24 protein-coding genes, 1 tRNA gene and 1 pseudogene are annotated in these 20,306 nt (G+C 69.2%); 9 read left to right on the plus strand and 17 right to left on the minus strand.

The features are described from left to right. The first annotated feature begins 13 nt into the window (after positions 1 to 13). A complete protein-coding gene (locus tag MCHLDSM_RS32065; protein WP_048419909.1) occupies positions 14 to 622 on the plus strand; it encodes an alpha-ketoglutarate-dependent dioxygenase AlkB in 609 nt (202 codons plus the stop codon). On the opposite strand, the gene MCHLDSM_RS32070 is transcribed toward MCHLDSM_RS32065, so the two are convergent. Genes MCHLDSM_RS32070 through MCHLDSM_RS32080 form a run of 3 tightly spaced genes read right to left on the minus strand, consistent with a single transcriptional unit; the run spans position 619 to position 3,411 of the window. After that, on the minus strand, positions 619 to 1,281 hold the full coding sequence (locus tag MCHLDSM_RS32070; RefSeq protein WP_048473759.1) for a DUF5642 family protein: 663 nt from the start codon (positions 1,279 to 1,281) through the stop codon (positions 619 to 621). The genes MCHLDSM_RS32065 and MCHLDSM_RS32070 overlap by 4 nt on opposite strands. Before the next feature lie 28 nt (positions 1,282 to 1,309). Beyond that, positions 1,310 to 1,960 carry a DUF5642 family protein gene (locus MCHLDSM_RS32075; protein WP_060937674.1) on the minus strand — a complete coding sequence of 217 codons (651 nt, stop codon included), beginning with the start codon at positions 1,958 to 1,960 and terminating at the stop codon, positions 1,310 to 1,312. Between the two features lie 44 nt (positions 1,961 to 2,004). Beyond that, positions 2,005 to 3,411: a PE-PPE domain-containing protein gene (locus tag MCHLDSM_RS32080; protein ID WP_053083145.1), complete on the minus strand. Its 1,407-nt coding sequence runs from the start codon at positions 3,409 to 3,411 to the stop codon at positions 2,005 to 2,007. A gap of 154 nt (positions 3,412 to 3,565) precedes the next feature. On the opposite strand from MCHLDSM_RS32080, the gene lpqN reads away from it, so the two are divergent. Beyond that, positions 3,566 to 4,270 (plus strand): envelope biogenesis lipoprotein LpqN, encoded by a 705-nt coding sequence (lpqN, locus tag MCHLDSM_RS32085; protein WP_048473760.1) that lies wholly within the window; start codon positions 3,566 to 3,568, stop codon positions 4,268 to 4,270. Positions 4,271 to 4,274: 4 nt separating this feature from the next. Here lpqN and MCHLDSM_RS32090 read toward each other — a convergent pair whose 3' ends face one another. Together MCHLDSM_RS32090 and MCHLDSM_RS32095 are read right to left on the minus strand one after the other, a co-directional pair. Beyond that, positions 4,275 to 5,117, minus strand: coding sequence for a shikimate 5-dehydrogenase (locus MCHLDSM_RS32090; RefSeq protein ID WP_048473761.1), 843 nt, complete (start codon positions 5,115 to 5,117; stop codon positions 4,275 to 4,277). Then, positions 5,114 to 6,112: an acetyltransferase Pat gene (locus MCHLDSM_RS32095; protein WP_048473762.1), complete on the minus strand. Its 999-nt coding sequence runs from the start codon at positions 6,110 to 6,112 to the stop codon at positions 5,114 to 5,116. Before MCHLDSM_RS32095 ends, MCHLDSM_RS32090 begins: the two co-directional genes overlap by 4 nt. Positions 6,113 to 6,217: 105 nt before the next feature. Here MCHLDSM_RS32095 and MCHLDSM_RS32100 point away from each other — a divergent pair, with 105 nt between their 5' ends. Together MCHLDSM_RS32100 and MCHLDSM_RS32105 are read left to right on the plus strand one after the other, a co-directional pair. Beyond that, positions 6,218 to 6,703 (plus strand): MarR family winged helix-turn-helix transcriptional regulator, encoded by a 486-nt coding sequence (locus MCHLDSM_RS32100; protein ID WP_048473763.1) that lies wholly within the window; start codon positions 6,218 to 6,220, stop codon positions 6,701 to 6,703. Positions 6,704 to 6,725: 22 nt separating this feature from the next. Continuing rightward, positions 6,726 to 7,142 carry a DUF5313 domain-containing protein gene (locus tag MCHLDSM_RS32105; protein WP_048473764.1) on the plus strand — a complete coding sequence of 139 codons (417 nt, stop codon included), beginning with the start codon at positions 6,726 to 6,728 and terminating at the stop codon, positions 7,140 to 7,142. 6 nt (positions 7,143 to 7,148) lie between these two features. On the opposite strand, the gene MCHLDSM_RS32110 is transcribed toward MCHLDSM_RS32105, so the two are convergent. Then, the gene (locus MCHLDSM_RS32110; protein WP_048473765.1) at positions 7,149 to 7,862 is read right to left on the minus strand and encodes a PE-PPE domain-containing protein; all 714 of its coding nucleotides are present in this window, start codon (positions 7,860 to 7,862) and stop codon (positions 7,149 to 7,151) included. A 58-nt stretch (positions 7,863 to 7,920) separates the two neighbouring features. Continuing rightward, positions 7,921 to 8,703, minus strand: coding sequence for a rhomboid-like protein (locus tag MCHLDSM_RS32115; RefSeq protein WP_048474154.1), 783 nt, complete (start codon positions 8,701 to 8,703; stop codon positions 7,921 to 7,923). Between the two features lie 121 nt (positions 8,704 to 8,824). On the opposite strand from MCHLDSM_RS32115, the pseudogene MCHLDSM_RS40265 reads away from it, so the two are divergent. Further along, a pseudogene (locus MCHLDSM_RS40265) lies at positions 8,825 to 10,162 on the plus strand (bifunctional lysylphosphatidylglycerol flippase/synthetase MprF); the annotation flags it as partial. Between the two features lie 65 nt (positions 10,163 to 10,227). Here MCHLDSM_RS40265 and MCHLDSM_RS32125 read toward each other — a convergent pair. The 5 genes from MCHLDSM_RS32125 to MCHLDSM_RS32145 all read right to left on the minus strand — a co-directional run bounded on the left by MCHLDSM_RS32125 (position 10,228) and on the right by MCHLDSM_RS32145 (position 14,421). Further along, positions 10,228 to 10,300 (minus strand) — tRNA-Ala (locus MCHLDSM_RS32125). A gap of 54 nt (positions 10,301 to 10,354) precedes the next feature. Next, on the minus strand, positions 10,355 to 11,341 hold the full coding sequence (gene sepX, locus MCHLDSM_RS32130; RefSeq protein ID WP_048473766.1) for a divisome protein SepX/GlpR: 987 nt from the start codon (positions 11,339 to 11,341) through the stop codon (positions 10,355 to 10,357). A gap of 153 nt (positions 11,342 to 11,494) precedes the next feature. Further along, positions 11,495 to 12,148: a GNAT family N-acetyltransferase gene (locus MCHLDSM_RS32135; RefSeq protein ID WP_048420019.1), complete on the minus strand. Its 654-nt coding sequence runs from the start codon at positions 12,146 to 12,148 to the stop codon at positions 11,495 to 11,497. 20 nt (positions 12,149 to 12,168) lie between these two features. Continuing rightward, complete coding sequence (gene glp / locus MCHLDSM_RS32140) at positions 12,169 to 13,434, minus strand: molybdotransferase-like divisome protein Glp (RefSeq protein WP_048419918.1); 1,266 nt, start codon at positions 13,432 to 13,434, stop codon at positions 12,169 to 12,171. A gap of 63 nt (positions 13,435 to 13,497) precedes the next feature. After that, positions 13,498 to 14,421, minus strand: a complete 924-nt coding sequence (locus MCHLDSM_RS32145) for a UTP--glucose-1-phosphate uridylyltransferase (protein WP_048473767.1) — start codon at positions 14,419 to 14,421, stop codon at positions 13,498 to 13,500. Positions 14,422 to 14,486: 65 nt separating this feature from the next. Between MCHLDSM_RS32145 and MCHLDSM_RS32150 the strand changes: the two genes are divergently transcribed. From MCHLDSM_RS32150 to MCHLDSM_RS32160, 3 genes are all read left to right on the plus strand, one after another. After that, positions 14,487 to 15,080: a 5-formyltetrahydrofolate cyclo-ligase gene (locus tag MCHLDSM_RS32150; protein ID WP_048473768.1), complete on the plus strand. Its 594-nt coding sequence runs from the start codon at positions 14,487 to 14,489 to the stop codon at positions 15,078 to 15,080. Positions 15,081 to 15,152: 72 nt separating this feature from the next. Beyond that, positions 15,153 to 15,494: an FmdB family zinc ribbon protein gene (locus MCHLDSM_RS32155; RefSeq protein WP_048473769.1), complete on the plus strand. Its 342-nt coding sequence runs from the start codon at positions 15,153 to 15,155 to the stop codon at positions 15,492 to 15,494. Positions 15,495 to 15,561: 67 nt separating this feature from the next. Further along, positions 15,562 to 16,221 (plus strand): SAF domain-containing protein, encoded by a 660-nt coding sequence (locus MCHLDSM_RS32160; RefSeq protein ID WP_048473770.1) that lies wholly within the window; start codon positions 15,562 to 15,564, stop codon positions 16,219 to 16,221. 6 nt (positions 16,222 to 16,227) lie between these two features. On the opposite strand, the gene MCHLDSM_RS32165 is transcribed toward MCHLDSM_RS32160, so the two are convergent. Then, positions 16,228 to 16,524, minus strand: coding sequence for a hypothetical protein (locus MCHLDSM_RS32165; protein ID WP_048473771.1), 297 nt, complete (start codon positions 16,522 to 16,524; stop codon positions 16,228 to 16,230). A 169-nt stretch (positions 16,525 to 16,693) separates the two neighbouring features. Between MCHLDSM_RS32165 and mscL the strand changes: the two genes are divergently transcribed. Beyond that, complete coding sequence (mscL, locus tag MCHLDSM_RS32170) at positions 16,694 to 17,155, plus strand: large-conductance mechanosensitive channel protein MscL (RefSeq protein ID WP_048473772.1); 462 nt, start codon at positions 16,694 to 16,696, stop codon at positions 17,153 to 17,155. Between the two features lie 64 nt (positions 17,156 to 17,219). Here the strand turns inward: mscL and MCHLDSM_RS32175 are convergent, their stop codons facing one another. From MCHLDSM_RS32175 to MCHLDSM_RS32190, 4 genes are all read right to left on the minus strand, one after another. After that, positions 17,220 to 17,732 (minus strand): hypothetical protein, encoded by a 513-nt coding sequence (locus MCHLDSM_RS32175; protein ID WP_234714261.1) that lies wholly within the window; start codon positions 17,730 to 17,732, stop codon positions 17,220 to 17,222. A 40-nt stretch (positions 17,733 to 17,772) separates the two neighbouring features. After that, entirely contained in the window at positions 17,773 to 18,414 is a 642-nt protein-coding gene (locus tag MCHLDSM_RS32180) for a porin MspA (RefSeq protein WP_048473773.1), read from the minus strand. 223 nt (positions 18,415 to 18,637) lie between these two features. After that, entirely contained in the window at positions 18,638 to 19,279 is a 642-nt protein-coding gene (locus MCHLDSM_RS32185) for a porin MspA (RefSeq protein ID WP_048419927.1), read from the minus strand. Positions 19,280 to 19,603: 324 nt separating this feature from the next. Further along, positions 19,604 to 20,245: a porin MspA gene (locus MCHLDSM_RS32190; RefSeq protein ID WP_048474156.1), complete on the minus strand. Its 642-nt coding sequence runs from the start codon at positions 20,243 to 20,245 to the stop codon at positions 19,604 to 19,606. Positions 20,246 to 20,306 lie beyond the last annotated feature (61 nt).

The following is a 20,306-nucleotide window of genomic DNA, read 5'->3' on the forward strand; positions in this document are numbered from 1 at the left end:
TAGACTGCCCGCCATGGAGCAGGCGGTGCAGAGCTCTCTGTTCGACCAGGCGGACCGGCGGGAGCTGGGTGACGGCGCGTGGCTGGAAGTGCGGTCGGGCTGGTTGTCCCAGGACGGCGTGGCCGACGACACCCTGTTCGCCGAACTGCGCGACAGCATCCCGTGGCGCTCCGAGCGCCGGCAGATGTACGACCGGGTGCTCGACGTCCCGCGCCTGGTCAGCTTCCACCACCTGGTCGACGAGCCGCCCCCGCACCCGCGGCTCAAGCAGCTGCGTCGCCGCCTCAACGACGCCTACGCCGGCGAGCTGGGCGAGCCGTTCGTCACCGCAGGCCTGTGCCTGTACCGCGACGGTTCGGACAGTGTCGCCTGGCACGGCGACAACGTCGGCCGCAGCCGGACCGAGGACACCATGGTGGCGATCGTCGGGCTGGGCGCCACAAGGGTTTTCGCGTTGCGCCCGCGCGGCGGCGGCCCGTCGCTGCGGCTGCGGCACGGCCATGGCGACCTGCTGGTGATGGGCGGTTCCTGCCAGCGCACCTGGGAGCACGCGATCCCCAAGACCACCCGGGCCGTCGGGCCGCGGATCAGCATTCAGTTCCGCCCCTACGACGTGCGCTAACCCTTGACGAGGTCGACGGCGCGGGCGACGAGGTCGCGGGCGCGCCCGGTGTCGATGTGGGCGACGGGCCTGTCGGCCTGGACGAGCGGATTGGCCGTGACGATCACGATGAAAGTCCCGAAGTCGGCAACGTAGTTGTAGATCTCACCGGTGCGCGGACCTTCGGCGGTGACCGTCTGCAGGACCCGGTGGGTGCCCACCGTGTGCACGCCCTCGATCTGCGGCGCCTCCACGACCTCGACGAGGCCTCGGACCCCGGCCCCGGTGAACGTCACCTTCGTGCATTTGTCGCTCGGCGTGGACACGGGCACCCGCTCGGAGGTCTCGAGGGCGATCGCGACGTAGCGCACCCCGTCGCCCTCGGCGGTCAGCGCCGCCATGTTGCCCTTGACGTCGGCGGGCACGTTCTGCTGCTGAGCGGTCTCGCCGCACTCGGCGGGGTCGAAAGTCACTCCCGGAGGGAGCTTTTGGGGTCCGAGGAGTCTCGGATCGATGGCGGCAGGACCTGCGGTCTTCACCGCGTAGGGCGCCGCGAACTCCGTCGAGAGGTTCTTCACGCGGGTGATGTCGGCGTGCGAGAAGTCGTCCGACGGCTGGCTGCTGCAGGATGCCAGCAGTCCCGCGCAGAACAGGAGCACCCACCGCTTCGTGTTCGACATCGCCGCCAATGTACCCGCGCGCCGGCGCTCACCCGCGCAGCGCCGACACCGTTTCGGTCAGCAGGTGCGAGGCGAACTCCGGCCCGAGAGCGGGGTGCGGCGAGCCGGGATCGGTGACGAGCGCGACGACGCAGATGTAGTCACCCAGGTAGGCGATGAAGGTGTCGGCGTGCGAACGGGTTTCGGTACCGCCCTCGACCACCGTGGTGGCGTCGGTCCGCAGACCGACGGTCCGGGCCGCATCGACGTCCGGCGCGGGCACCTCGCGCACGGTGGCCGTCGTCGGACCCGAGGACACCGTCCACCGCGCGCAGTCGTCCGGCAGCGGTCCCGGCCCGCCGGGAGCGGCGGCGACCACGGCATAGGCGATACCGCCCGCCCCGGACGCCGACCATCCCCTGGCCGTCGCGGTGTCGACGGCCGGCGAGGCCAGCGCGGCGCACTGCGGTGGATCGGCGTCAGCGGGATCGCGCAGTCCCCAGAGCGCGACGGGGGCGGGACGCCCCGTGTAGGCGCTCACCTCGTAGCCCTCCGGCAACGCTGACCGGCTGCGGTCGACCCTGGCGGGGTTGACGGCGGTCACAGTCGGCGCGGCCGGGGTGGTCCTGGACGGCGGCGGGCCGGGTGAGCCGCAGGCCGTGCACCACACGACCACCGCACCGAGGGCGAGGAGCCTCACGCGCTGTTGATATCACGGTGGTGGGCGGCTCGGCCGACCAACACTCAGGCGGCGTCGGCCGTGTCCGCCGCCGGTGTTGGGTCGCTGCGCTCGGCGTCGGCCGCCTTCCGCGGTTCGGCGGCGTCGGCCGTCTCGTCGTGCCGGGTGTCGGGCTCCGTCGAGGCTGCCGGCACGTCGTCGGACACCTCGGCACGGTGGGGCCTGCCGGCATTCTCGTGCCGCGAAAGTCGTTGGTGTGTGCGGTTTTTGCGCTGCGGCGCGGTTTCGGTGTCCGACGGCTCGGACACGGCCTCGGACGGCCCCTCGGCGGCGGGCAGGTCGGGACCCCCGACACCGAACGGGCCGGGCGCGTCGGTGCCGAGGATGCGGCGTCCGCCGAAGCCCTCGACGAGGTTGTCCACGGCCACCGGGACCGACCGCAGCAGGTCGCGGGCGAGGCGGGCCACGTGGTGCACCGGCCACCAGCGCGCGCGGGTCGGAGTGCCGGGTCCGATGTCGCGGTCGTAGGCGTTCTCGATCAGCACCCGCAGGGGCGCGTCGACGGCACGCAGGATCGGCGCCGGCACGAACGGTGCCAGCGGTTCGAGCAGGGGCACGATGTCGGCGGTGATCATGTAGTAGGTGGTGTCACCCTCGCGGCCCTGATAGGCGGCGTCACCGAACGGCACGTCGACCGCCTCACCGTGCTGCAGCCCATATCCCATCAGCGCGTTCAGCGTCGCGAGTAGGTTGAGCGGACGCAGCGGGAAGTCGCCGCCCAGTGCGTCGTACTGCCGGACGATGTCCACAGTGGGGTACGCGTACCGGCCGTCGCCCAGATCGGCGCTGTCGGTGGGCGAGGCGCCGTCGAAGGACACCCCCAGGATCGGGATGGTGGACCAGCCCGCGAAGCGCTCGAGAATGCCGCCGTTGGGCCGCATCGGGTTGGCGACCACCATCATGGACACGGTCGGATCACCCGGCTGGTACACCGATATCAGGTCCCGCTTGGCCAACGAGGCGATCACGGCGCTCTGCGAGTATCCGAACACCAGGACCGCATCATCGGGCCGCGGGGCCACCGACCCGACGTCGGGGTTGAACACGCAATCCGGCGCCGCCGCGAGGCACCGGCTCAGGTTGGCCCGCCCCGCCGCGACGGATCTGTCGAAGGTGAGCCGGCCGAGCGGGAAGAAGTCCTCGGGGCCGTAGACGGCGACCGCGTTCGTCACCGGGCCGCCGGCCGGGAACGCCGGGTTGAGATGACCGTCGACCGCCTTGTCGAGGTAGGCCGCGACGAAGTCGGGCGAGTCCCGGGGTTCCATCAGCGGGTGAAAGGTGCCGCCCATCACGAGCGCGGTCGTCGCGGCGGTCAGCGTCACCGCCGCGGACGCCAGTGTCGACCACACGGCCAGCACCGCGGCACCCGTCACCAGAACGAGCGCGGACAGCGAGCGAACGACGATGTTCATGGCCCGACCCCCCAACCTTCACGTCGGTACTGGGGATCTTGCTATTCGAAGCCCAGGTCCGGAACCTTTTCGGCAAACCGCCCCGCGGGAATTCGGTGAGTTCTCCCGCCCGGCCGGTTATGCTCGCGCTGCCCATTCGCCGACAGGAGACGACATGACCATCCCTCTGCGGGCCGGCGTCATCGCCATCGCAGCCGTCGCGTTCGGAGTCGGAGTGTCCGGCTGCGGATCGGACAGCGCCGCCACGGAGTCGAGCTCCTCCTCCTCCGCCACCTCGTCCGCCTCGGCGGCGTCATCGAGCGCCGCACCGACGACGTCGGCCCAGGCGGCCGCCCCGGCGCCGACGCTCGCCGACTACATCCGGGAGAACAACATCGTCGAGACCCCGGTGCGCCCGGGCGACCCCGGGTCGCCGACCATCGAGCTCCCGACGCCGAAGGGGTGGGAGGACATGGGTCCGAACACGCCCGAGGGCGCGTACTCGGCGATGGCGTTCACCGCCGACCCGGCGATGGCGGCCAATCCGCCCACGTTGATCACGAAGGTGTTCAAGCTGACCGGCAACGTCGACCCGGCCAAGGTGCTCGAGGCGGCCCCGGGTGACGTCCGCAATCTGCCGGGGTTCGAGGGACCCGGGGGCGGACAGCCGAACAAGCTCAGCGGGTTCGAGGCGACGGTGATCGGCGGCACCTACCCCAAGGACGGGGTGACGCGGATGGTCGCCCAGAAGACCGTGGTGATCCCCGGTCAGGACGCGCTCTATGTGTTGCAGCTCAACGCCGACGGCACCGAGGATCAGGCGTATCCGTTGATGGACGCTACGTCGACGATCGACGATCAGGCCAAGATCACGCCGTGACCGGTCAGGCCCGCGAGATCGCCGACGCCTCGGCGATCTGCTCGGCGGTGGGGCGCACCCCGGTGTAGCGCTCGAACTGTTCGGCGGCCTGCAGCGCGATCACCTGCGCGCCGGTGATGACGTCCACCCCGGCGGCACGCGCGGCGGCGATCAGCGGCGTCTCCGAGGGCAGTGCCACCACGTCGAAGACGGTGTGCGCGTGGCGAATTGCGGCGTCGTCGAACGCGATGTCGCGCTCCTCGGCGCCGCCGGCCATCCCGATCGGCGTGACGTTGACGACGATGTCTGCGATGCGCGTGCACGGACCGCGGGTATCGGGCAGGTACTCGTATCCCAGCCGCTGCGCCAGCGCGCGACCGGCCTGGGCGTTACGGGCGACGATGGTGCCGCCGGCGAAGCCACGGTCGGCGAAGGCTGCACCGACCGCGCTGGCCATGCCGCCACTGCCCCGGATCAGCACCGACTGTTCGGACGAGAGCCCGTTGTCGTCGATGAGCTGTTGCACGGCAAGGTAATCCGTGTTCGACGCGGTCAGCCTGCCGTCGTCGTTGACGATCGTGTTCACCGACCGCAGCGTCTGCGCGGACGGCTCGACCTCGTCGACGAGGCTCAGCACGTCCTCCTTGAACGGCATCGACACCGAGCAGCCGCGGATGCCGAGCGCGCGCACACCGCCGATTGCGGCGACGATGTCGGTGGTGGTGAACGCCTTGTAGAGGAAGTCCAGACCGAGCACCTCGTAGAGGTGATTGTGGAACCGGGTGCCGATGTTGCTCGGCCGCCCGGCCAGCGAGATACACACGCGGGTGTCCTTGTTGAGCGGCGGTCTGCGGTGCGCCTCCGTCATCCGACAGCCCGGATCACCTGTCGCGCGACATCGCGGATCTGTCGCACCAGCTCCGAATCAAACGGCAGCTCAGCGGGTTTCGGGACGTCGATCTCGGTGGTGACGACGCCCAGATCGTCGCGGTGCCAGGACGCGCCGAAATGGTCGAGGATCGAGCGCATCGGATGGTTGTCCGACAGCACGCGCGCGGTGAAGCGCTGCACACCGTCGTCGTGGGCCGCCACCGAGATGGCCCGCATCAGGAACGTGCCGATGCCGCGCCCCTGATAGGCGTCGCCCACGATGAACGCGATCTCGGCCTCCTCGGGATGGTTCGCGTCGCGCACGAACCGGGCGTCCGCGACCACCGGTCCGTCCACTCCGTCGGTGAGCACGAAGACGAAGTGATCCAGGTAGTCGACCTCGAACAGATAGGCCATCAGCGCTTTCGTCGGCGACCGGACGGATTGGAACCGGCGGTAGAGGGTCTCGCTGGAGAACTCGACCGGACCCTCGGTGGTGCGTTCGCTGTCGCCCGGTAGGACCGGACGCAGATAGAGCACGCTGCCGTCGCGCATGATCACCGGAATGGGGGTGATGAACGCGGCGAGCCGCTGGCGCGCGGTGCGCACCAGCTTGTCCATCATGCCGGGGATCTCCAGCATGGTGGCGAACGCTTCCCGGCCACCGACCCAGCCGGTCAGGGGGATGGTGGCCACCACGGTGGCGGTGCGCGGGGCGTCGCGCAGCAACGCGATCTCGCCCACGATGAGCCCCGGCGTGAGATCGACGACGGTGTCGTGACCGTCGGCGCCGACATGGCTGACCTCGGCATGACCGGACCCGATCAACAGGAAACTGACCGCGAGCTCGCCCTGCTGCATGAGCACCTGCCCGGCGGCCGCCGACAACGGTCGCAGCTGTTCGGCCAGCGGTACCAGGGCGTCCACCTGGACACCGGCGAACACGTCGAGAGCGGCGAGATCATCGGCACGGACGGCGGTCACACCGGACACGGTTCGAGGCTACGGGCGCGCGCCGAGTCCCGGCAAGGAGATCTCGGTCGCGCTGTGACCACAGCCATATTGCTAGGGCACTAACTATTAGGGCACTATAGGTTCATGACCGCTCCCGCCGATCTGGATCCCCTGGCCCTGGAACAGCAGGTCTGTTTCGCGCTGGCGGCCACCAACCGCGCGGTGCTGGCGATCTACCGGCCGCTGCTCGAGCCGCTGGGCCTGACCCACCCCCAGTATCTGGTGATGCTGGCGCTGTGGGATCACCGCAAGCAGCCCGGCGACGGCCGGGCACCCCTGTCGGTGAAGCAGATAGCCACCGCGCTGCAGATGGAATCGGCCACACTCTCCCCCATGCTCAAACGCCTCGAGGCGCTCGGCCTGATCACCCGCACCCGCAGCGCCACCGACGAACGCGCCACCGACGTCGAGCTCACCGACCGGGGCGTCGCACTCCGCGAACGGGCCCTCGAGATCCCGCCCGCGGTCGTCGCGCGCCTGGGCGTCGACCTCGACGAACTGCACCAGCTGCGCGAGGCGCTGACTCGCGTCAACACCGCCGCGCTCGCGGCCGGCGCCCTCCAGTCCTGAACCCACCCACAAGGAGCCCTCCATGTCCGCCGACAAGCCGAATCTCTGGCAGTACCTCACCTACATCTACGGGCGGCGCCTGCCCGCCTCGATGCAACGCTGGGTGGCCGAGGACCTCGCGGGTGAGGGCGCCGTGCGCCGGCACATGATCCGGTACTCGATTCCGCCGATCTTCGTGCTGGCGCCGTTCTGGCTCATCCCGGTCAACCTGTACATGCACCTGGAGATGACCGCACCCATCTACTTCTGGGCCGTGCTGATGGCGTTGGCCCTGAACAAGCCCTGGCGGCGGCATCGGCTCGCCGTGCACGGCCTGGACCCGAATCTGGTCGACGTGATCAAGCGCAAGAAGCAGGCGCAGATGCACGAGGACTATGTGCGCCGGTTCGGCGCTCGTCCCGAGTCCGCCGAGTGGCAGCAGAACAGCAGCCCGTTCTGAGCCGGATCAGCCGAGACCGGGGGTCGGGACCAGGACCTCGGTGATGTTGCCCTCGACGGAGACCTCGTTGGCCGGGTCGTCGATGTTGATGTCCGAGTAGTCGGTGTGCCGCTTGCTCGCCTGTCCGTCGATGGAGCGCTCGTCGCCGGGGATGTAGTAGCAGAACCCGTCCCATTTGCGGCAGATGTCGACCACGCGGTACGGGGTGTCGGCCGGGATCCCGAATCCCTGTGCGGCCCGCCACCGGTTCTTGCCCTCCGGGTCGGTGTAGACGAAGCCGGTGCCGCGGCGCTCCGGAGCGCCGGTGGTGACGAACCGCAGCTCGCTCGGCGGCGGCGCCGTCGGATCGAACGAGAACTGGCGCAGCCACCGGTAGATGACATTGGCGCCCAGGGAGTGCCCGAACACGACCTTCGGTCCCGGGGTGTTCCGGATCCACTGATCCAGCCTCGTCACCCCGTCGTCCAGACTCGCCTGACCGATGGCCGGCCCGAGAAGCCCGACGTTCATGTAGTTCAGCGGCTCGCAGACGTTCGGGGGCGCGCACAACGAGCCGTGCAGTTGCTGCATGGTCCGCTCGGGTTTGTCGAGCGCGCCGGCGAGCACGGCGACCCGTGCGCCAGACGCCGCACCGTCGTCGACGTCGGCCTGCGCGGTGGGGCAGAGCATGCCCATCAGCAGCGCCACGACAGTCGGGACGAGCAGCAGTCGTGCTCTCATCGCGTCACCTCATCCTCGAAAGAACCTGCTGACTGCATCGCGTCCGCAGACCACAAGGTTACGGCTGGGACCTGTGAGGCGTCTTGGATCGCGCGACCCAGGCCGCCAGCGACGCCGTCGCGGCGCCGACGGGTACGGCGACGAGCGCGCTGGGCAGGGCCACACCGACGAGCAGCAGCAACCCGAACGCGGCGCCTCCTACCAGCAGCACCCTGCGGAACACCGTCCAGTGCACACTGACCGGCCACCCCCGGCGCACCCGCGACGACAGCCCGATGCCGAGCAGCAGCGCGACGGTATGTCCGGCGGCGGTGAATCCGCCGCCCAGCACGACGACCACCGAGGCGACGGTCAGCCAGCCCGTGATCCATGCCGGGCGCCACCGGCCCGGGATCGCCGCCGTCAGGGTTCCCAGCACCGCGACGGCCCCGTAGCTCAGGCCCACATCGTCGGCGTGACTGACCGTGATCGGCACCCAGCCGACCTTGATCGCCAAGGCCAGGCCGGCAGCAACGATCAGCGTCGCCCCGACGTGTCCGAGCAGGAACACCTGGACAAGCCGTCGGCTCCGCCAGAGCAGCTCGGCCAGGGCGAGCAGACACACCAGCCCGGGCAGCAGCAGGTAGGTCTGTCCCTCGCCGGTGACGAAGGCACTGGCGAGCAGCGTGCCCAGCCGCCCCTCGGCCAGATTGTGCAGGTTCGTGCTCCACAGCGCGACGACGCGGTGCTGCGCTCCGGGACCCAGCGCCACCAGCAGCGACGCGATGGCGAACAGCGCCGACGCATAGGCGACGGTGATGCGTACACGCCACAGCGGGGCGAGGACATGGGAGACGACCATTGGTGTCCAGGGTACCCACGGTGCGCCGGAGGGCAGGTGGCCGAATCCGGCGCGGGTGGGACGTTCGGCCCTACGGTCGACGAGGGGCAGACGCGACGCTGGGAGCACGGAGGAGGCACCGATGTCGGCTGAGGTCGCCGTGGACACGCCGGTGGGGCGCAGCATCGGAGCTGGCGCCCTGCTCGCGGCCGTCACCTGGCTGGCCGTCGCGGTCGCACACGACCGGCATCATCTCGGGTGGGAGGATGACCGGCTGGCGTGGTCGGTGACCGTGCTGGCGGCGACGCTGTTCATCGCGCGCGGCATCTTCCTCGGCCGCCCGGTGACCGGCCGCCACGCCGCGCTCGCCGGTGCGGCGGTGCTCGCAGGCTCTGCGCTGCACGTGCTGTTCTCTCCCGGCGTGGGCAACGTCGTCATCGCGGCGTCCGGGCTGCTGCTGATGTGGCCCACCCGCTCGCGGCCGCAGCCCGAGGCCCTGCCCGAAGTCTGGCGGCTGGTCGACGCGACCCACGGTGATGCGCTGGCCCCGTTCGCGATGCACTCGCTCAAGAGCTACCACTTCAGCGACAGCAGGCGCGCGGCCATCGCCTACCGGACCCGGATGGGTTTCGCCGTGGCCAGCGGGGATCCAATCGGCGACGAGCGCGAGTTCAGTTCGGTGACAGCGGGTTTCGTCTCGATGTGCCGGATGCGCGGCTGGCGGATCGCGGTACTCGGGTGCAGCGAGCGTCGGCTGCCGCTGTGGGCGGCCGCCGGGCGCTCGATGCGGGCGGTCCCGTTCGGGCGCGACGTCGTCATCGACGTGGCGAGCTTCAGCCTCGCCGGACGTGCGCGCCGGAATCTGCGCCAGGCGGTGCAGCGCACCCACAACGCCGGCATCACCACGGAGGTGGTGGGCGAACAGGACCTCGACGACGTGCAGCGTGCCGAGTTGACCGATGTCCTCTACACCTCGCACCGCAGAGCCCACGGCGAACGCGGGTTCTCGATGATCCTCGACGGCGCCCTGGAAGGTCGCCACCCCGGCGTGCAGATCATCATCGGGCGCGACCGACACGGTCGGGTGCAGGCGTTCGCGCGCTATGCGACGGCCGGCGGCGGCAACGACGTCTCGCTCGACGTGTCCTGGCGGGCACCGGACGCGCCCAACGGCATCGACGAACGCCTCAGCGTCGACATGATCGACTGGGCCAGAAGCCATGGTGCGCGGCGTGTTTCGCTGGCCTTCGCCGCCTTCCCCGAGATCTTCGACAACCGGGACCGCGGACCGGTGCAGAGCCTGTTCTTCTGGCTGATCCATCTGGGCGACGGCCTCATCCGGCTCGAGTCGCTGTACCGCTACCTCAGGAAGTACCGGACCCTGGGTGGGCAGCGTTACGCGGTGCTGTCGATGCGCCAGCTGCTGCCCGCGCTGACGGTGCTGCTGACGCTGGAATTCCTGCCCCGCCGCCGCCGGCTCGCGCCGAATGCGCCACCCGCCGACCGACAGAAAAGCCCCGGCCGATGGCCGAGGCTTTCCGGAAGTGGAGCTAAGGGGAATCGAACCCCTGACCTACTCGATGCGAACGAGTCGCGCTACCAACTGCGCCATAGCCCCTGATACCGGTAGCAGGCTACCAGCCCCGGGTCGGCCGCCGAAATCGCCTGGCGGCTACTGTCCCGCCGCTCGCGGCAGGTCGTAGTGGCGCGCGAACCGGACGCGATCGAGGTGCTCGAACTCGGGGTCCTCGTCGTCGATCTCGAGGACCGCGGCGCCGGGCCGGCGCAGCCGGGCCGGGACCACGTCGAACTCGCGGTCGCCGGTGTTCTCGACGCCGAGGCGCGAGCGCGCGAGCCGCTGTGCCCGTCGGCGGCGGACCTGCTCTTCGATGCGGGTCTGCCGGCGCAGGTACGCCAGGTAGAGCAGCGTGACGGCGGCGATGGCGCCGCAGGTCCACCACATCGTCGTCGACCAGGTGAACGCGGCCACGCCGCTGGCGAGGATCAGCACCGCCATCACCGCGAGCGTGCGCGCCCGGAAGCGGTACTTACGCGCCGTCACCGCCGCGGCGGTGGCCGACTCGCGACGCCGCCGGCGCGCCTCGGTCAGGGAGTCCGCGACGCGCAGATCGGCGTCCGCCGGTTCCTCGTCGTCCGTGGGGTCGTCGTCGTAGGCGTACTCGTCGACGTCATCGTCGTCATCGGCCGAGGCGAGGTCCTCGGCGTCGTCGAGGTCGTCCTCGGTGTCGAAATCGAGTGTGGGCTGGGCGGATTCGGCGACCACGACCGGCTCGTCAGCGGCCTCTCCGGCGGCGGGCAGGGCACCGGAATCCTCGACGACGTCCACGTCGAGGTAGTCGGGCTCGTCCGCGTCGCGGGTCTCTGCGGCCACCATCACCACCGAGCGACCCGGCTCCTCGTCGGCGAGATCGTCGCCGGCCTCGGAGGGCTGCCAGTCGGGATCGCTGCGGTGGCCCGCAGCCGGGCCGCCGCGACGGCGCAGGCGGGCCCCGGCGCCACTGTTGAGCACGCGGGTGGCCAATGCGACGTCGCTCGTGCGACGCACCGCGTCGCGCTTGCTGATCAGCATCGGCACCAGCACGAACAGCCAGAGCACGACGAGGGAGATCCAGAGGAGAGATTGGGGGATGCTTGGCATGGCGCCTGCTCCTTTCCCCATCAGGCTAGGTCTGTTCGACCAGCGCATCCGTGAGCGGCGCGCCGTGACAATTACACACCTGTAATTCGCTGAGTACAAGCACCAAACGTCACACGTGTCACATCTGCAACAGCGCCCGCCGCGAAGCGGCGATCAGGCCCACGACGCGTGGCCCGCACGCACCAGCGCGGAGGTCACCGACCCGTTGATCTCCTCGATCGTCAGGGCCACCAGCAAGTGATCGCGCCACGCACCGTCGACGTCGAGGTAGCGCTTCAACAGCCCCTCCTCGCGGAAGCCGGCCTTTGCCAGCACCGCGCGGCTGGGTGCGTTCTCCGGGCGCACGGTCGCTTCGACACGATGCAGCATCACCGGACCGAAGCAGTGGTCCAGGCCGAGCGCCAGTGCCGCGGTGGCGATACCGCCACCGATCAACTCACTGGCCACCCAGTAGCCGATCCACGCCGACCGCAGCGCGCCGTGGGTCACGTTGCCGATCGTGAGCTGACCGGCGAACTGCCCGTCGACCTCGATGACGTACGGCAGCATGCGGCCCTTGCGGGCCTCGGCGCGCAGCCCTGAGCACACCGACGGCCACGACGAAACTGCATGGCGCAACTGCCAATCCAGATCCGTCGACGGTTCCCAGGGTTCGAGGTGATTCCGGTCGGCCAGCCGGATCCGGCTCCACTGCGCGGCGTCGCGCAGCCGGACGGGACGTAACCGGACCACGCCGGCCGCCACCCGCAGGGGGCCGACAGGTTGCGGCCAGCCCGGGTGCTGGGAACGGGAACCCAGAAGATTCATCACGGTGCGCCGGCTCGCGCTCAGCCGCGCTGCGCCAGGAACGCGACGTCGACGACCTCGCCGGTGCGGATCTGTTCGGCGTCACCGGGAACGACGACCAGGCAGTTTGCCTCGGCGAGCGTCGCCAGCAGGTGCGACGACGCGCCGGGCGCCCCGCCGAGCGCCTGCACCAGGTACTCGCCGGTGTCCTGATCGCGCATCAGCTGCCCCCGCAGATAGCCCTTGCGGCCCACCACCGAGGTGATCGGCGAGAGCGCGCGCGCCTGCACGATGCGCCGCATGGGCTGACGCTTTCCGAGGGACAGGCGCAGCAGCGGACGCACCATCACCTCGAACACCACCAGCGCGCTGACCGGATTGGCCGGCAGCAGGAACACGGGGACCCCGTCGGGACCGAGCTGACCGAAGCCCTGCACCGAGCCGGGGTGCATGGCGATGCGGGTCACCTCCATGTCGCCCAGCTGGGACAGCACCGCGCGCACCCCCTCGGCGGCCGCTCCCCCGACCGCGCCGGCGATGACGACCGCCTCCGCCCGGCTGAGTTGACCCTCGACGACCTCGCGCAGCTGTGCCGGATCGGTGGGCACGATGCCGACGCGGTTGACCTCGGCGCCCGCGTCGCGCCCGGCGGCGGCCAGCGCGTAGGAGTTCACGTCGTAGACCTGCCCGTTGCCCGGCGTGCGGGAGATGTCGACCAGCTCGCCACCCACGCACATCACCGACAGCCGCGGACGCGGGTGGACCAGCACCCGCTCGCGACCCACCGCCGCGAGCAGACCGACCTGCGCCGGCCCGATGATGGCGCCGGCCCGCACGGCGACGTCGCCGGGCTGTACGTCGTCGCCCGTGCGACGCACGTACGCACCCGACCGGACGCCGCGCAGCACGCGCACCCGGGATTCCCCGCCGTCGGTCCACCGCAGCGGCAGCACCGCGTCGGCCAGCGTCGGCATCGGCGCGCCCGTCTGTACGCGCGCCGCCTGCCGGGGCTGCAGCCGGCTCGGGGTCCGCGAGCCGGCCTCGATCAGGCCCATCACGGGCAGGCTGATGTCCCGGTTCTCGGGTTCCTCGCCGTCCTCGCCGTCGCCACCGTTGATGCCCAGGACGTCGACGCTGCGCACCGCGTAGCCGTCGATCGCGGCCTGGTCGAAGCCGGGAAGCGGTCGCTCGGTGACCACTTCCTCGGCGCACATCAAACCCTGGGCCTCGGCGATCGCCACCCGCACCGGCCGCGGAGCCACCGCGGCCGCGGCGACCCGAGCCTGCTGCTCCTCCACCGAACGCACAGCACGCCTTTCTTCTGTTGAGCGCCTACGCGCTCCGCAGAAGACGCGCGTGATCGGTGGCCGCTAGTGCTCGGTCTTGTCCGGACCGAGCCCCAGCCGCTCGACCAACCAGCGGCGTAATTCGGGCCCGTAGTCGTCTCGCTCCAAGGCAAAGTCAACCGCAGCCTTCAGGTAGCCTCCGGGATTTCCCAGATCGTGTCGAGATCCGCGGTGGACCACCACATGCACGGGATGGCCCTCTTCGATCAACAGCGCGATCGCGTCGGTCAGCTGGATCTCGCCGCCCGCACCGCGCTGCGTCCGCCGCAACGCATCGAAGATGGCCCGGTCGAGCACATACCGTCCGGCCGCCGCATACGGCGACGGCGCGTCCTCGGCCTTGGGCTTTTCCACCATGCCCTTGACGCGCAACACGTTGGGGTTGGCGGCGTCGGGCACGGTCTCGACGTCGAACACGCCGTAGGCGCTGATGTCCTCGCTGTCGACCTCGATCGCGCACAGCACCGAACCGCCGCGCTTGGCGCGCACCTTCGACATGATCTCCAGCACGCCGGTGGGCAGGACCAGATCGTCGGGCAGCAGCACCGCGATCGCGTCCTCGTCGGGAGCGAGGCTGGACTCCACGCAGCTGATCGCGTGCCCCAGGCCGAGCGGCTCGGCCTGCACCACCGATTCGACCTTGATCAACTCGGGCGCCCGACGCACCTTCTCCAACATCGTCTTCTTGCCGCGGGCCTCGAGGGTGCCCTCGAGCACCAGGTCCTCGACGAAGTGGGCGACGACGCCGTCCTTGCCCTCGGAGGTGATGATGATCAAACGTTCGGCGCCGGCCTCGGCGGCCTCGGCGGCCACCAGTTCGATCCCGGGCGTGTCGACGACCGGCAGCAGTTCCTTGGGCACCGTCTTGGTGGCAGGCAGGAAACGGGTTCCCAGCCCCGCGGCGGGAACCACCGCGGTGTGCGGAATGGGAACTTCAGGCCGATTCATCGTTCACACACTAACCTCTCGGGGTCGGTTGTTCTCTCCTTACCCGGCACGCGGAAGGCTACGCCGTGCAACAGACGAAATCACAGGTACGTGCCAGAATCCTGGCCGCACGCAGGGCGTCGACGCCGGCGTCCCGCGCCGCCGAGGCGGCGGCGCTGACGCGCCATCTGGTGGCGTGGATCCCGCGCGGCGCGACGGTGTGCGCCTACGTCCCCGTCGGCACCGAACCTGGATCGGCCGACCTGCTCGACGAGTTGATGGTGCATGACGCAATCGTGCTGCTCCCGGTCGCCCGCGAGGACCCGGTCGAGGGGCCGCGGCCGCTGCGGTGGGGGCGCTACCGGCCCGGCACGCTGGTGGCGGCGCCGTTCGGACTGCGGGAACCGCCGCCTCCACATCTGCCGCCCGAGGCGGTGGCCGACGCGGCCGCGGTGCTGGTGCCCGCCCTCGCGGTGGACCGTCGCGGCGCCCGGCTGGGCCGCGGCGCTGGCTTCTACGACCGCACGCTCCGGCTGGCGGGCCCCGCCGCCGCGCTCATCGCGGTCGTGCGCGACGAGGAGTTCGTCGACCGGCTGCCCGCGGACCCGCACGATGTCCCGATGACGCACGCCGTCACGCCGGACCGCGGGGTGGTCGAGCTCGAACGGGGAAGGGAATGACCGGAGCCCGCTGGCGGTTCTAGCACTTGAGTCGGTAGAGTGCTAAGAAGTTTGACGACCTCGGAGGTTTCTGTGCCCACCTATTCGTATGCGTGCACCGAGTGCGACAACAAATTCGACGTCGTGCAGGCCTTCACCGATGACTCGCTGACCGAGTGCCCGCAGTGCAACGGCCGCCTGCGCAAGGTGTTCGGCAAGGTCGGCGTGGTCTTCAAGGGCAGCGGCTTCTACCGCACGGACAGCCGCGAGTCCGGCAAGAGCTCGAGCACGTCCTCGAGTTCGAACGGCAAGTCCAGCACCGGCACCGAGTCGTCGTCGTCCTCGTCGTCCTCGTCATCGTCCTCGTCGGACAGCTCGAGTTCGTCCAGTTCGTCGAGCACCTCCTCGACGCCGGCCGCCGCCGCCTCCAGCTGACGCCGTTATCCACAGGCGGCGAAGAACGCTGCTGACCGGGACTCTGCTCCGGTCCTAGCGTGGCCGCATGGCCACCTCGCTGAACCCCACGTCGCTGCACCGGCTGGCCCGTGCACTGCGGCCCGATTGGTCGCGCACGGTGGCCGCCCGCCGCGTCCTCGCCGGCGCGCTCGTCCTCCTCGCGGCCGCAGCAGCGTGGCGTGACGATCCGCGGGCCGATCGGGTCGAGGTGGTGGTCGCCGATCGGGATCTCTCGCCCGGCGCCGAGCTGAGCGCCGCCGACGTCCGACTCGAAACCCTCTCGGCGGCAACGATTCCCGATGGGGCTCAGCGCAACGTCGACGCGGTCGTCGGGAGCACTCTGGCCGGCCCCGCCCGCAGGGGCGAGACGCTGACCGACGTCCGCTTACTCGGCCCGCGGCTGGCGGAATCGGCCGCCGGCCCGGATGCGCGCATCGTCGCGCTCCCGCTCGCCGATGCCGCGCTGCTCGATCTCCTCCGACCGGGCGACATCGTGGATGTCGTCTCCGCGCCCGCCTCGGCCGACGCCGAGTCGCAGGCGCGGGTCATCGCGACCGACGCCGTCGTGGTGTTGGTGTCGGCGAAAGCCACCGGGATCGGCGCGCAGAGCGGCAATCGCGTTGTGCTGGTGGCCTTGCCGGCCGCGGCCGCCAAGACCGTGGCCGGGGCCGCCCTGGTGCAGGCCGTCACGCTGACGATGCACTGAGCGCCGTCACTTGACCGTGAGGTAGATGATGTTCCCGGTGCGGGTCAGGTGTTGATCGTCGAAGTTGGCGTCCCACACCCTCTTCCAGATGTCGGGGCCCGTCGTCAGGTTGACCACGGTCGCCTCGTCGAGCGGAGCGCTCGACTGCCGGGTCACCACCACGCGGTTCCCCTCGGCCTCGAGCTGACTGATGGTGTCCTCGGCGCTCACGGCGGTCGGCGCCGCCAGCGCCGGGGCGGCCAGTCCGAGTGTGGCTGCGGTCAGCGCGGCCGCCGCGGCGGCGGTGAAGGTGTAGTTCGTCATGTCGCTGTCCCTGCTCTTCGGTCCCGATGTTCACTGTTCTGTTCGTTCTGACCCGTTAAACCCGCAGGTCAAGCCAATAATTCCGGTGGCAGAATCTCAACGGCGGCTGGCAGAAACGGCTAACGTAGCTCCCTGACAGCAAGGACACTTCGACTGAGAGGACCTTTCGATGCTGAAGGGTTTCAAGGATTTCCTCGCCCGCGGCAACGTGATCGACCTGTCGGTCGCGGTGGTCATCGGCACCGCGTTCACGGCCCTCGTGACCGCCTTCACCAAAAGCATCATCCAGCCCCTCATCGACCGCATCGGCGCCAGCCCCGACAAGGAGTACGGGATTCTCAAGATCCCGCTCGGCGGAGACCAATTCGTGGACTTCAATGCGGTGCTCTCGGCGGCCATCAACTTCGTCATCGTCGCTGCGGTCGTCTACTTCGTGATCGTGCTGCCCTACAAGAAGCTGCGGGAACGCGGAGAGGTGGAGCAGGCGCAGGACACCGAGCTGGCCATTCTCACCGAGATCCGCGACCTGCTGCGCGAGACCAACGGCGATTCGTCGGGCAAGCATGTCAGCGGCCCGGGAACCGGCCCCAGCCCGGATACCGCGGTGCACACCAGCGCCGACCGTGAGTGACGGTCAGCCCGGCGAAACAAGAAGGCCCCCGGCTCTCGCCGGGGGCCTTCTCGCTGTACGTGGATCAGGGGTTGTTGATGTCGAACGGGATCGCCATCCAGTTCGCGCACCACGGGCCGTCGTAGACGCAGGCGCTGATGTCGCCGGCGGCGCCGGAGAACACCCATGCCTTCGTGCCGGGGACACCACGGGTCGAGGTGCGAACCTCGCCGCCCTGCGAGGCGAGCGCCTCGCCGAAGCCGGAGGTGCGGACCTCACCCTGTGCGTAGACGCCGGACGAACCGTTGGACACGTCGGGCGAGCGGACGGCGCCGTCGGCCTCGCGGCCGTTGCCCGGGGTCGACGGATCAGCGGACATGTCATCGGCGCTGGCGGTGCCCACACCGATCGTCATGAGCGCGGCGGCGGCGGCAAGACCGCTCAGCCCCATTGCGATCGGCTTCGCCAACCGCGCGGAAACGGAAGTACCGTAATCGGCCACCGGCCGTCCCTTCTCTCTGATGTGGATGAAGCTTTCTCCGGAAAGATTACCAGTGTTCGACCGCTCGTGCGCAGCTAGTGCGATGTTGAAAATCATCCACTTCACCTTGTGTTTTCCTGTGCGGCGAGCCGTTGCGTCAGTTCATGTTCCAGGGGTCCCCGTAGGTGGTGACGCTGTCACCCGCCGACGAGATCAGCCTCGCATACGGGCGCAACAACACGCCCCCCGCCGCGCCCGTCACGGTGCCGTGCGCATTGGAGACCGCCACCGCGCCATGGTCTCCCTTCACGTCCACCGAGAACGTCGCGACCTCCTGGATGCCGGGTCCATTACCCAGGTCGGCCGAGAAGGAAACACCGGGAAGCAGCGGCGGGGTCGAGATGGCCGGAAAGAGATCGACACGCCCCGGGCTGATGAAGTCCTGCTGGTCGAGCGCGATGTTGGGGGTGGTGTAGCTGAAGTTGATACCCACGCCCAGCGACCACGGGAAGCCGATCTGGTACCCGAGTTCCAAAGTGCCCGCGAAGTCCTTGGCACCGTCACCGACGACGCTGTAGACGGCCTTGCCGGAATGGAACCACTCCCTGGTCAGCCGGTTACGGTCCAACGGGTACACCCCGTTGAGGAAAGTGTCCCACTGCTGAATCGTCAACGTCCGGCCCTGACCGTCGACCAGGCTCAACTGATTGTCGAGCCCCGCATGCGAAGTTCCCGCACTCACGAACAGTGCCGCCACACTGACGCCGAAAACGGCCAGTACCCGAATCAATGTCTTCATGCTCTCCCTGGCCTCGTCGAAAGTGACTGTTGATCGATCTCTCCCCGCTGAGGAATCGAACGTAAGCGGGAATGCGGGCACACCGCTTGCATCGCAGGCCTTTTGGTAACCAACTGGCAGCGGGGCCACAGCCGGGCCGCGGATCATCGGCGCCATGGAGAGGCACAGACGAAAGCGGCCCCCGGCTGATGCCGGGGGCCGCGTCGTGGACAGATGCAGAGCGTCAGTTCATGTTCCACGGTTCGCCGTAGGTGGTGACGCTGTCACCGTCTTTGGAGATCAGCCGCGCGTAGGGACGCAGCAGCACACCACCGGCAGCGCCGGTCACCGTGCCGTGCGCATTGGACACCGCCACCGCGCCGTGATCACCCTCGACGTCCACCGAGAACGTCGCGACTTCCTGGATTCCGGGACCGTTGCCCAGATCGGCCGAGATCGACACGCCGGGGAACAGCGGCGGCGTCGAGATACCGGGGAACAGGTCGATGTTGCCGGGGCTGACGAAATCCTGTGCGTCGAGTGCGATGTTCGGGGTGGTGTAGCTGAAGTTGATGCCCACGCCCAGCGACCACGGGAAACCGATCTGGTACCCGAGTTCCAAGGTGCCGGCGAAGTCCTTGGCGCCGTCGCCGACGACGTTGTACACCGCCTTGCCGGAATGGAACCACTCGCGGGTCAGCCGGTTACGGTCCAGCGGGAACACGCCGTTGAGGAAGGTGTCCCACTGCTGGATCGTCAGGGTGCGGCCCTTGCCGTCGACCAGGCTCAGCTCATTGTCCAGCCCTGCGTGAGAGGTGCCAGTGCTCACGAACAACGCCGCGACGGCCGCAACCATCGCTAGCAGCACCCGACTGATTGCTTTCATGTCTCCCCTTGCTTATGTGAACGGAACCCCGGGTCGGGGATCCGAGTTGTCCATGCCTGGCGTTCTGTCACCACACCTCGCAAGAGCGACACGAGCGGAAATGAGGAATCCCACATGCCATTCTCACGATTCGTTCATCGTTGACGAAAGAAAACATAAGGGTGGATCCCTCGTACCCGCCGGGCTCACAAGCATTTTGGTAACCGATTGCCAGGCTGGCCACAGGGAGCGGTCGCACCATGAGCCGATGCGCAAACGGTGCGACACAACGAGAAGCGGCCCCTGACAGTGTCAGAGGCCGCTCTCGTACTGAAAGGGTGTAAGTCAGTTCATGTTCCACGGTTCGCCGTAGGTGGTGACGCTGTCACCCGCCGACGAGATGAGCCGCGCGAACGGACGCAGCAGCACACCACCGGCAGCGCCGGTCACCGTGCCGTGCGCATTGGACACCGCGACAGCGCCGTTGGGACCGGTCACGTCCACGGTGAAGGTGGCGACCTCCTGGATGCCGGGGCCGTTGCCCAGGTCAGCCGAGATCGACACGCCGGGGAACAGCGGCGGCGTCGAGATACCGGGGAACAGGTCGACCACACCAGGGCTCACGAAGTCCTGGCCGTCGAACGCGATGTTCGGAGTCGTGTAGCTGAAGTTGATGCCCACGCCCAGCGACCACGGGAAGCCGATCTGGTAGCCGAGCTCCAGCGTCCCCTCGAAATCGTCGGCGCCCTCGCCGGCCACGTTGTACACCGCCTTGCCCGAGTGGAACCACTCGCGGGTCAGCCGGTTGCGGTCGAGCGGGAACACACCGTTGAGGAACGTGTCCCACTGCTGGATCGTCAGCGTCCGACCCTGGCCGTCGACCAGGCTCAGCTCATTGTCCAGCCCCGCGTGAGAGGTGCCAGTGCTCACGAACAACGCCGCGATGGCCGCAACCATCGCAAGCAGTACCCGACTGATTGCCTTCATGTTCATCCTTCGAAGAGTGGAGTGAGGACGACGAAGTGCCGGTCTCATCGACCGGCACTTC

The organism is Mycolicibacterium chlorophenolicum (genome assembly GCF_001044235.1).
Taxonomy (GTDB): Bacteria; Actinomycetota; Actinomycetes; order Mycobacteriales; family Mycobacteriaceae; genus Mycobacterium; species Mycobacterium chlorophenolicum.

Excerpts from the sequence above, each read along its gene's own strand:
- MCHLDSM_RS32065 (WP_048419909.1), top strand. The coding sequence starts at position 14 with ATGGAGCAGGCGGTGCAGAGCTCTCTGTTCGACCAGGCGGACCGGCGG.
- MCHLDSM_RS32070 (WP_048473759.1), bottom strand. The coding sequence starts at position 1,281 with ATGTCGAACACGAAGCGGTGGGTGCTCCTGTTCTGCGCGGGACTGCTG.
- MCHLDSM_RS32080 (WP_053083145.1), bottom strand. The coding sequence starts at position 3,411 with ATGAACATCGTCGTTCGCTCGCTGTCCGCGCTCGTTCTGGTGACGGGT.
- lpqN (WP_048473760.1), top strand. The coding sequence starts at position 3,566 with ATGACCATCCCTCTGCGGGCCGGCGTCATCGCCATCGCAGCCGTCGCG.
- MCHLDSM_RS32090 (WP_048473761.1), bottom strand. The coding sequence starts at position 5,117 with ATGACGGAGGCGCACCGCAGACCGCCGCTCAACAAGGACACCCGCGTG.
- MCHLDSM_RS32100 (WP_048473763.1), top strand. The coding sequence starts at position 6,218 with ATGACCGCTCCCGCCGATCTGGATCCCCTGGCCCTGGAACAGCAGGTC.
- MCHLDSM_RS32105 (WP_048473764.1), top strand. The coding sequence starts at position 6,726 with ATGTCCGCCGACAAGCCGAATCTCTGGCAGTACCTCACCTACATCTAC.
- MCHLDSM_RS32110 (WP_048473765.1), bottom strand. The coding sequence starts at position 7,862 with ATGAGAGCACGACTGCTGCTCGTCCCGACTGTCGTGGCGCTGCTGATG.
- MCHLDSM_RS32115 (WP_048474154.1), bottom strand. The coding sequence starts at position 8,703 with ATGGTCGTCTCCCATGTCCTCGCCCCGCTGTGGCGTGTACGCATCACC.
- sepX (WP_048473766.1), bottom strand. The coding sequence starts at position 11,341 with ATGCCAAGCATCCCCCAATCTCTCCTCTGGATCTCCCTCGTCGTGCTC.
- MCHLDSM_RS32135 (WP_048420019.1), bottom strand. The coding sequence starts at position 12,148 with ATGAATCTTCTGGGTTCCCGTTCCCAGCACCCGGGCTGGCCGCAACCT.
- MCHLDSM_RS32145 (WP_048473767.1), bottom strand. The coding sequence starts at position 14,421 with ATGAATCGGCCTGAAGTTCCCATTCCGCACACCGCGGTGGTTCCCGCC.
- MCHLDSM_RS32160 (WP_048473770.1), top strand. The coding sequence starts at position 15,562 with ATGGCCACCTCGCTGAACCCCACGTCGCTGCACCGGCTGGCCCGTGCA.
- MCHLDSM_RS32165 (WP_048473771.1), bottom strand. The coding sequence starts at position 16,524 with ATGACGAACTACACCTTCACCGCCGCCGCGGCGGCCGCGCTGACCGCA.
- mscL (WP_048473772.1), top strand. The coding sequence starts at position 16,694 with ATGCTGAAGGGTTTCAAGGATTTCCTCGCCCGCGGCAACGTGATCGAC.
- MCHLDSM_RS32175 (WP_234714261.1), bottom strand. The coding sequence starts at position 17,732 with ATGATTTTCAACATCGCACTAGCTGCGCACGAGCGGTCGAACACTGGT.
- MCHLDSM_RS32180 (WP_048473773.1), bottom strand. The coding sequence starts at position 18,414 with ATGAAGACATTGATTCGGGTACTGGCCGTTTTCGGCGTCAGTGTGGCG.
- MCHLDSM_RS32185 (WP_048419927.1), bottom strand. The coding sequence starts at position 19,279 with ATGAAAGCAATCAGTCGGGTGCTGCTAGCGATGGTTGCGGCCGTCGCG.
- MCHLDSM_RS32190 (WP_048474156.1), bottom strand. The coding sequence starts at position 20,245 with ATGAAGGCAATCAGTCGGGTACTGCTTGCGATGGTTGCGGCCATCGCG.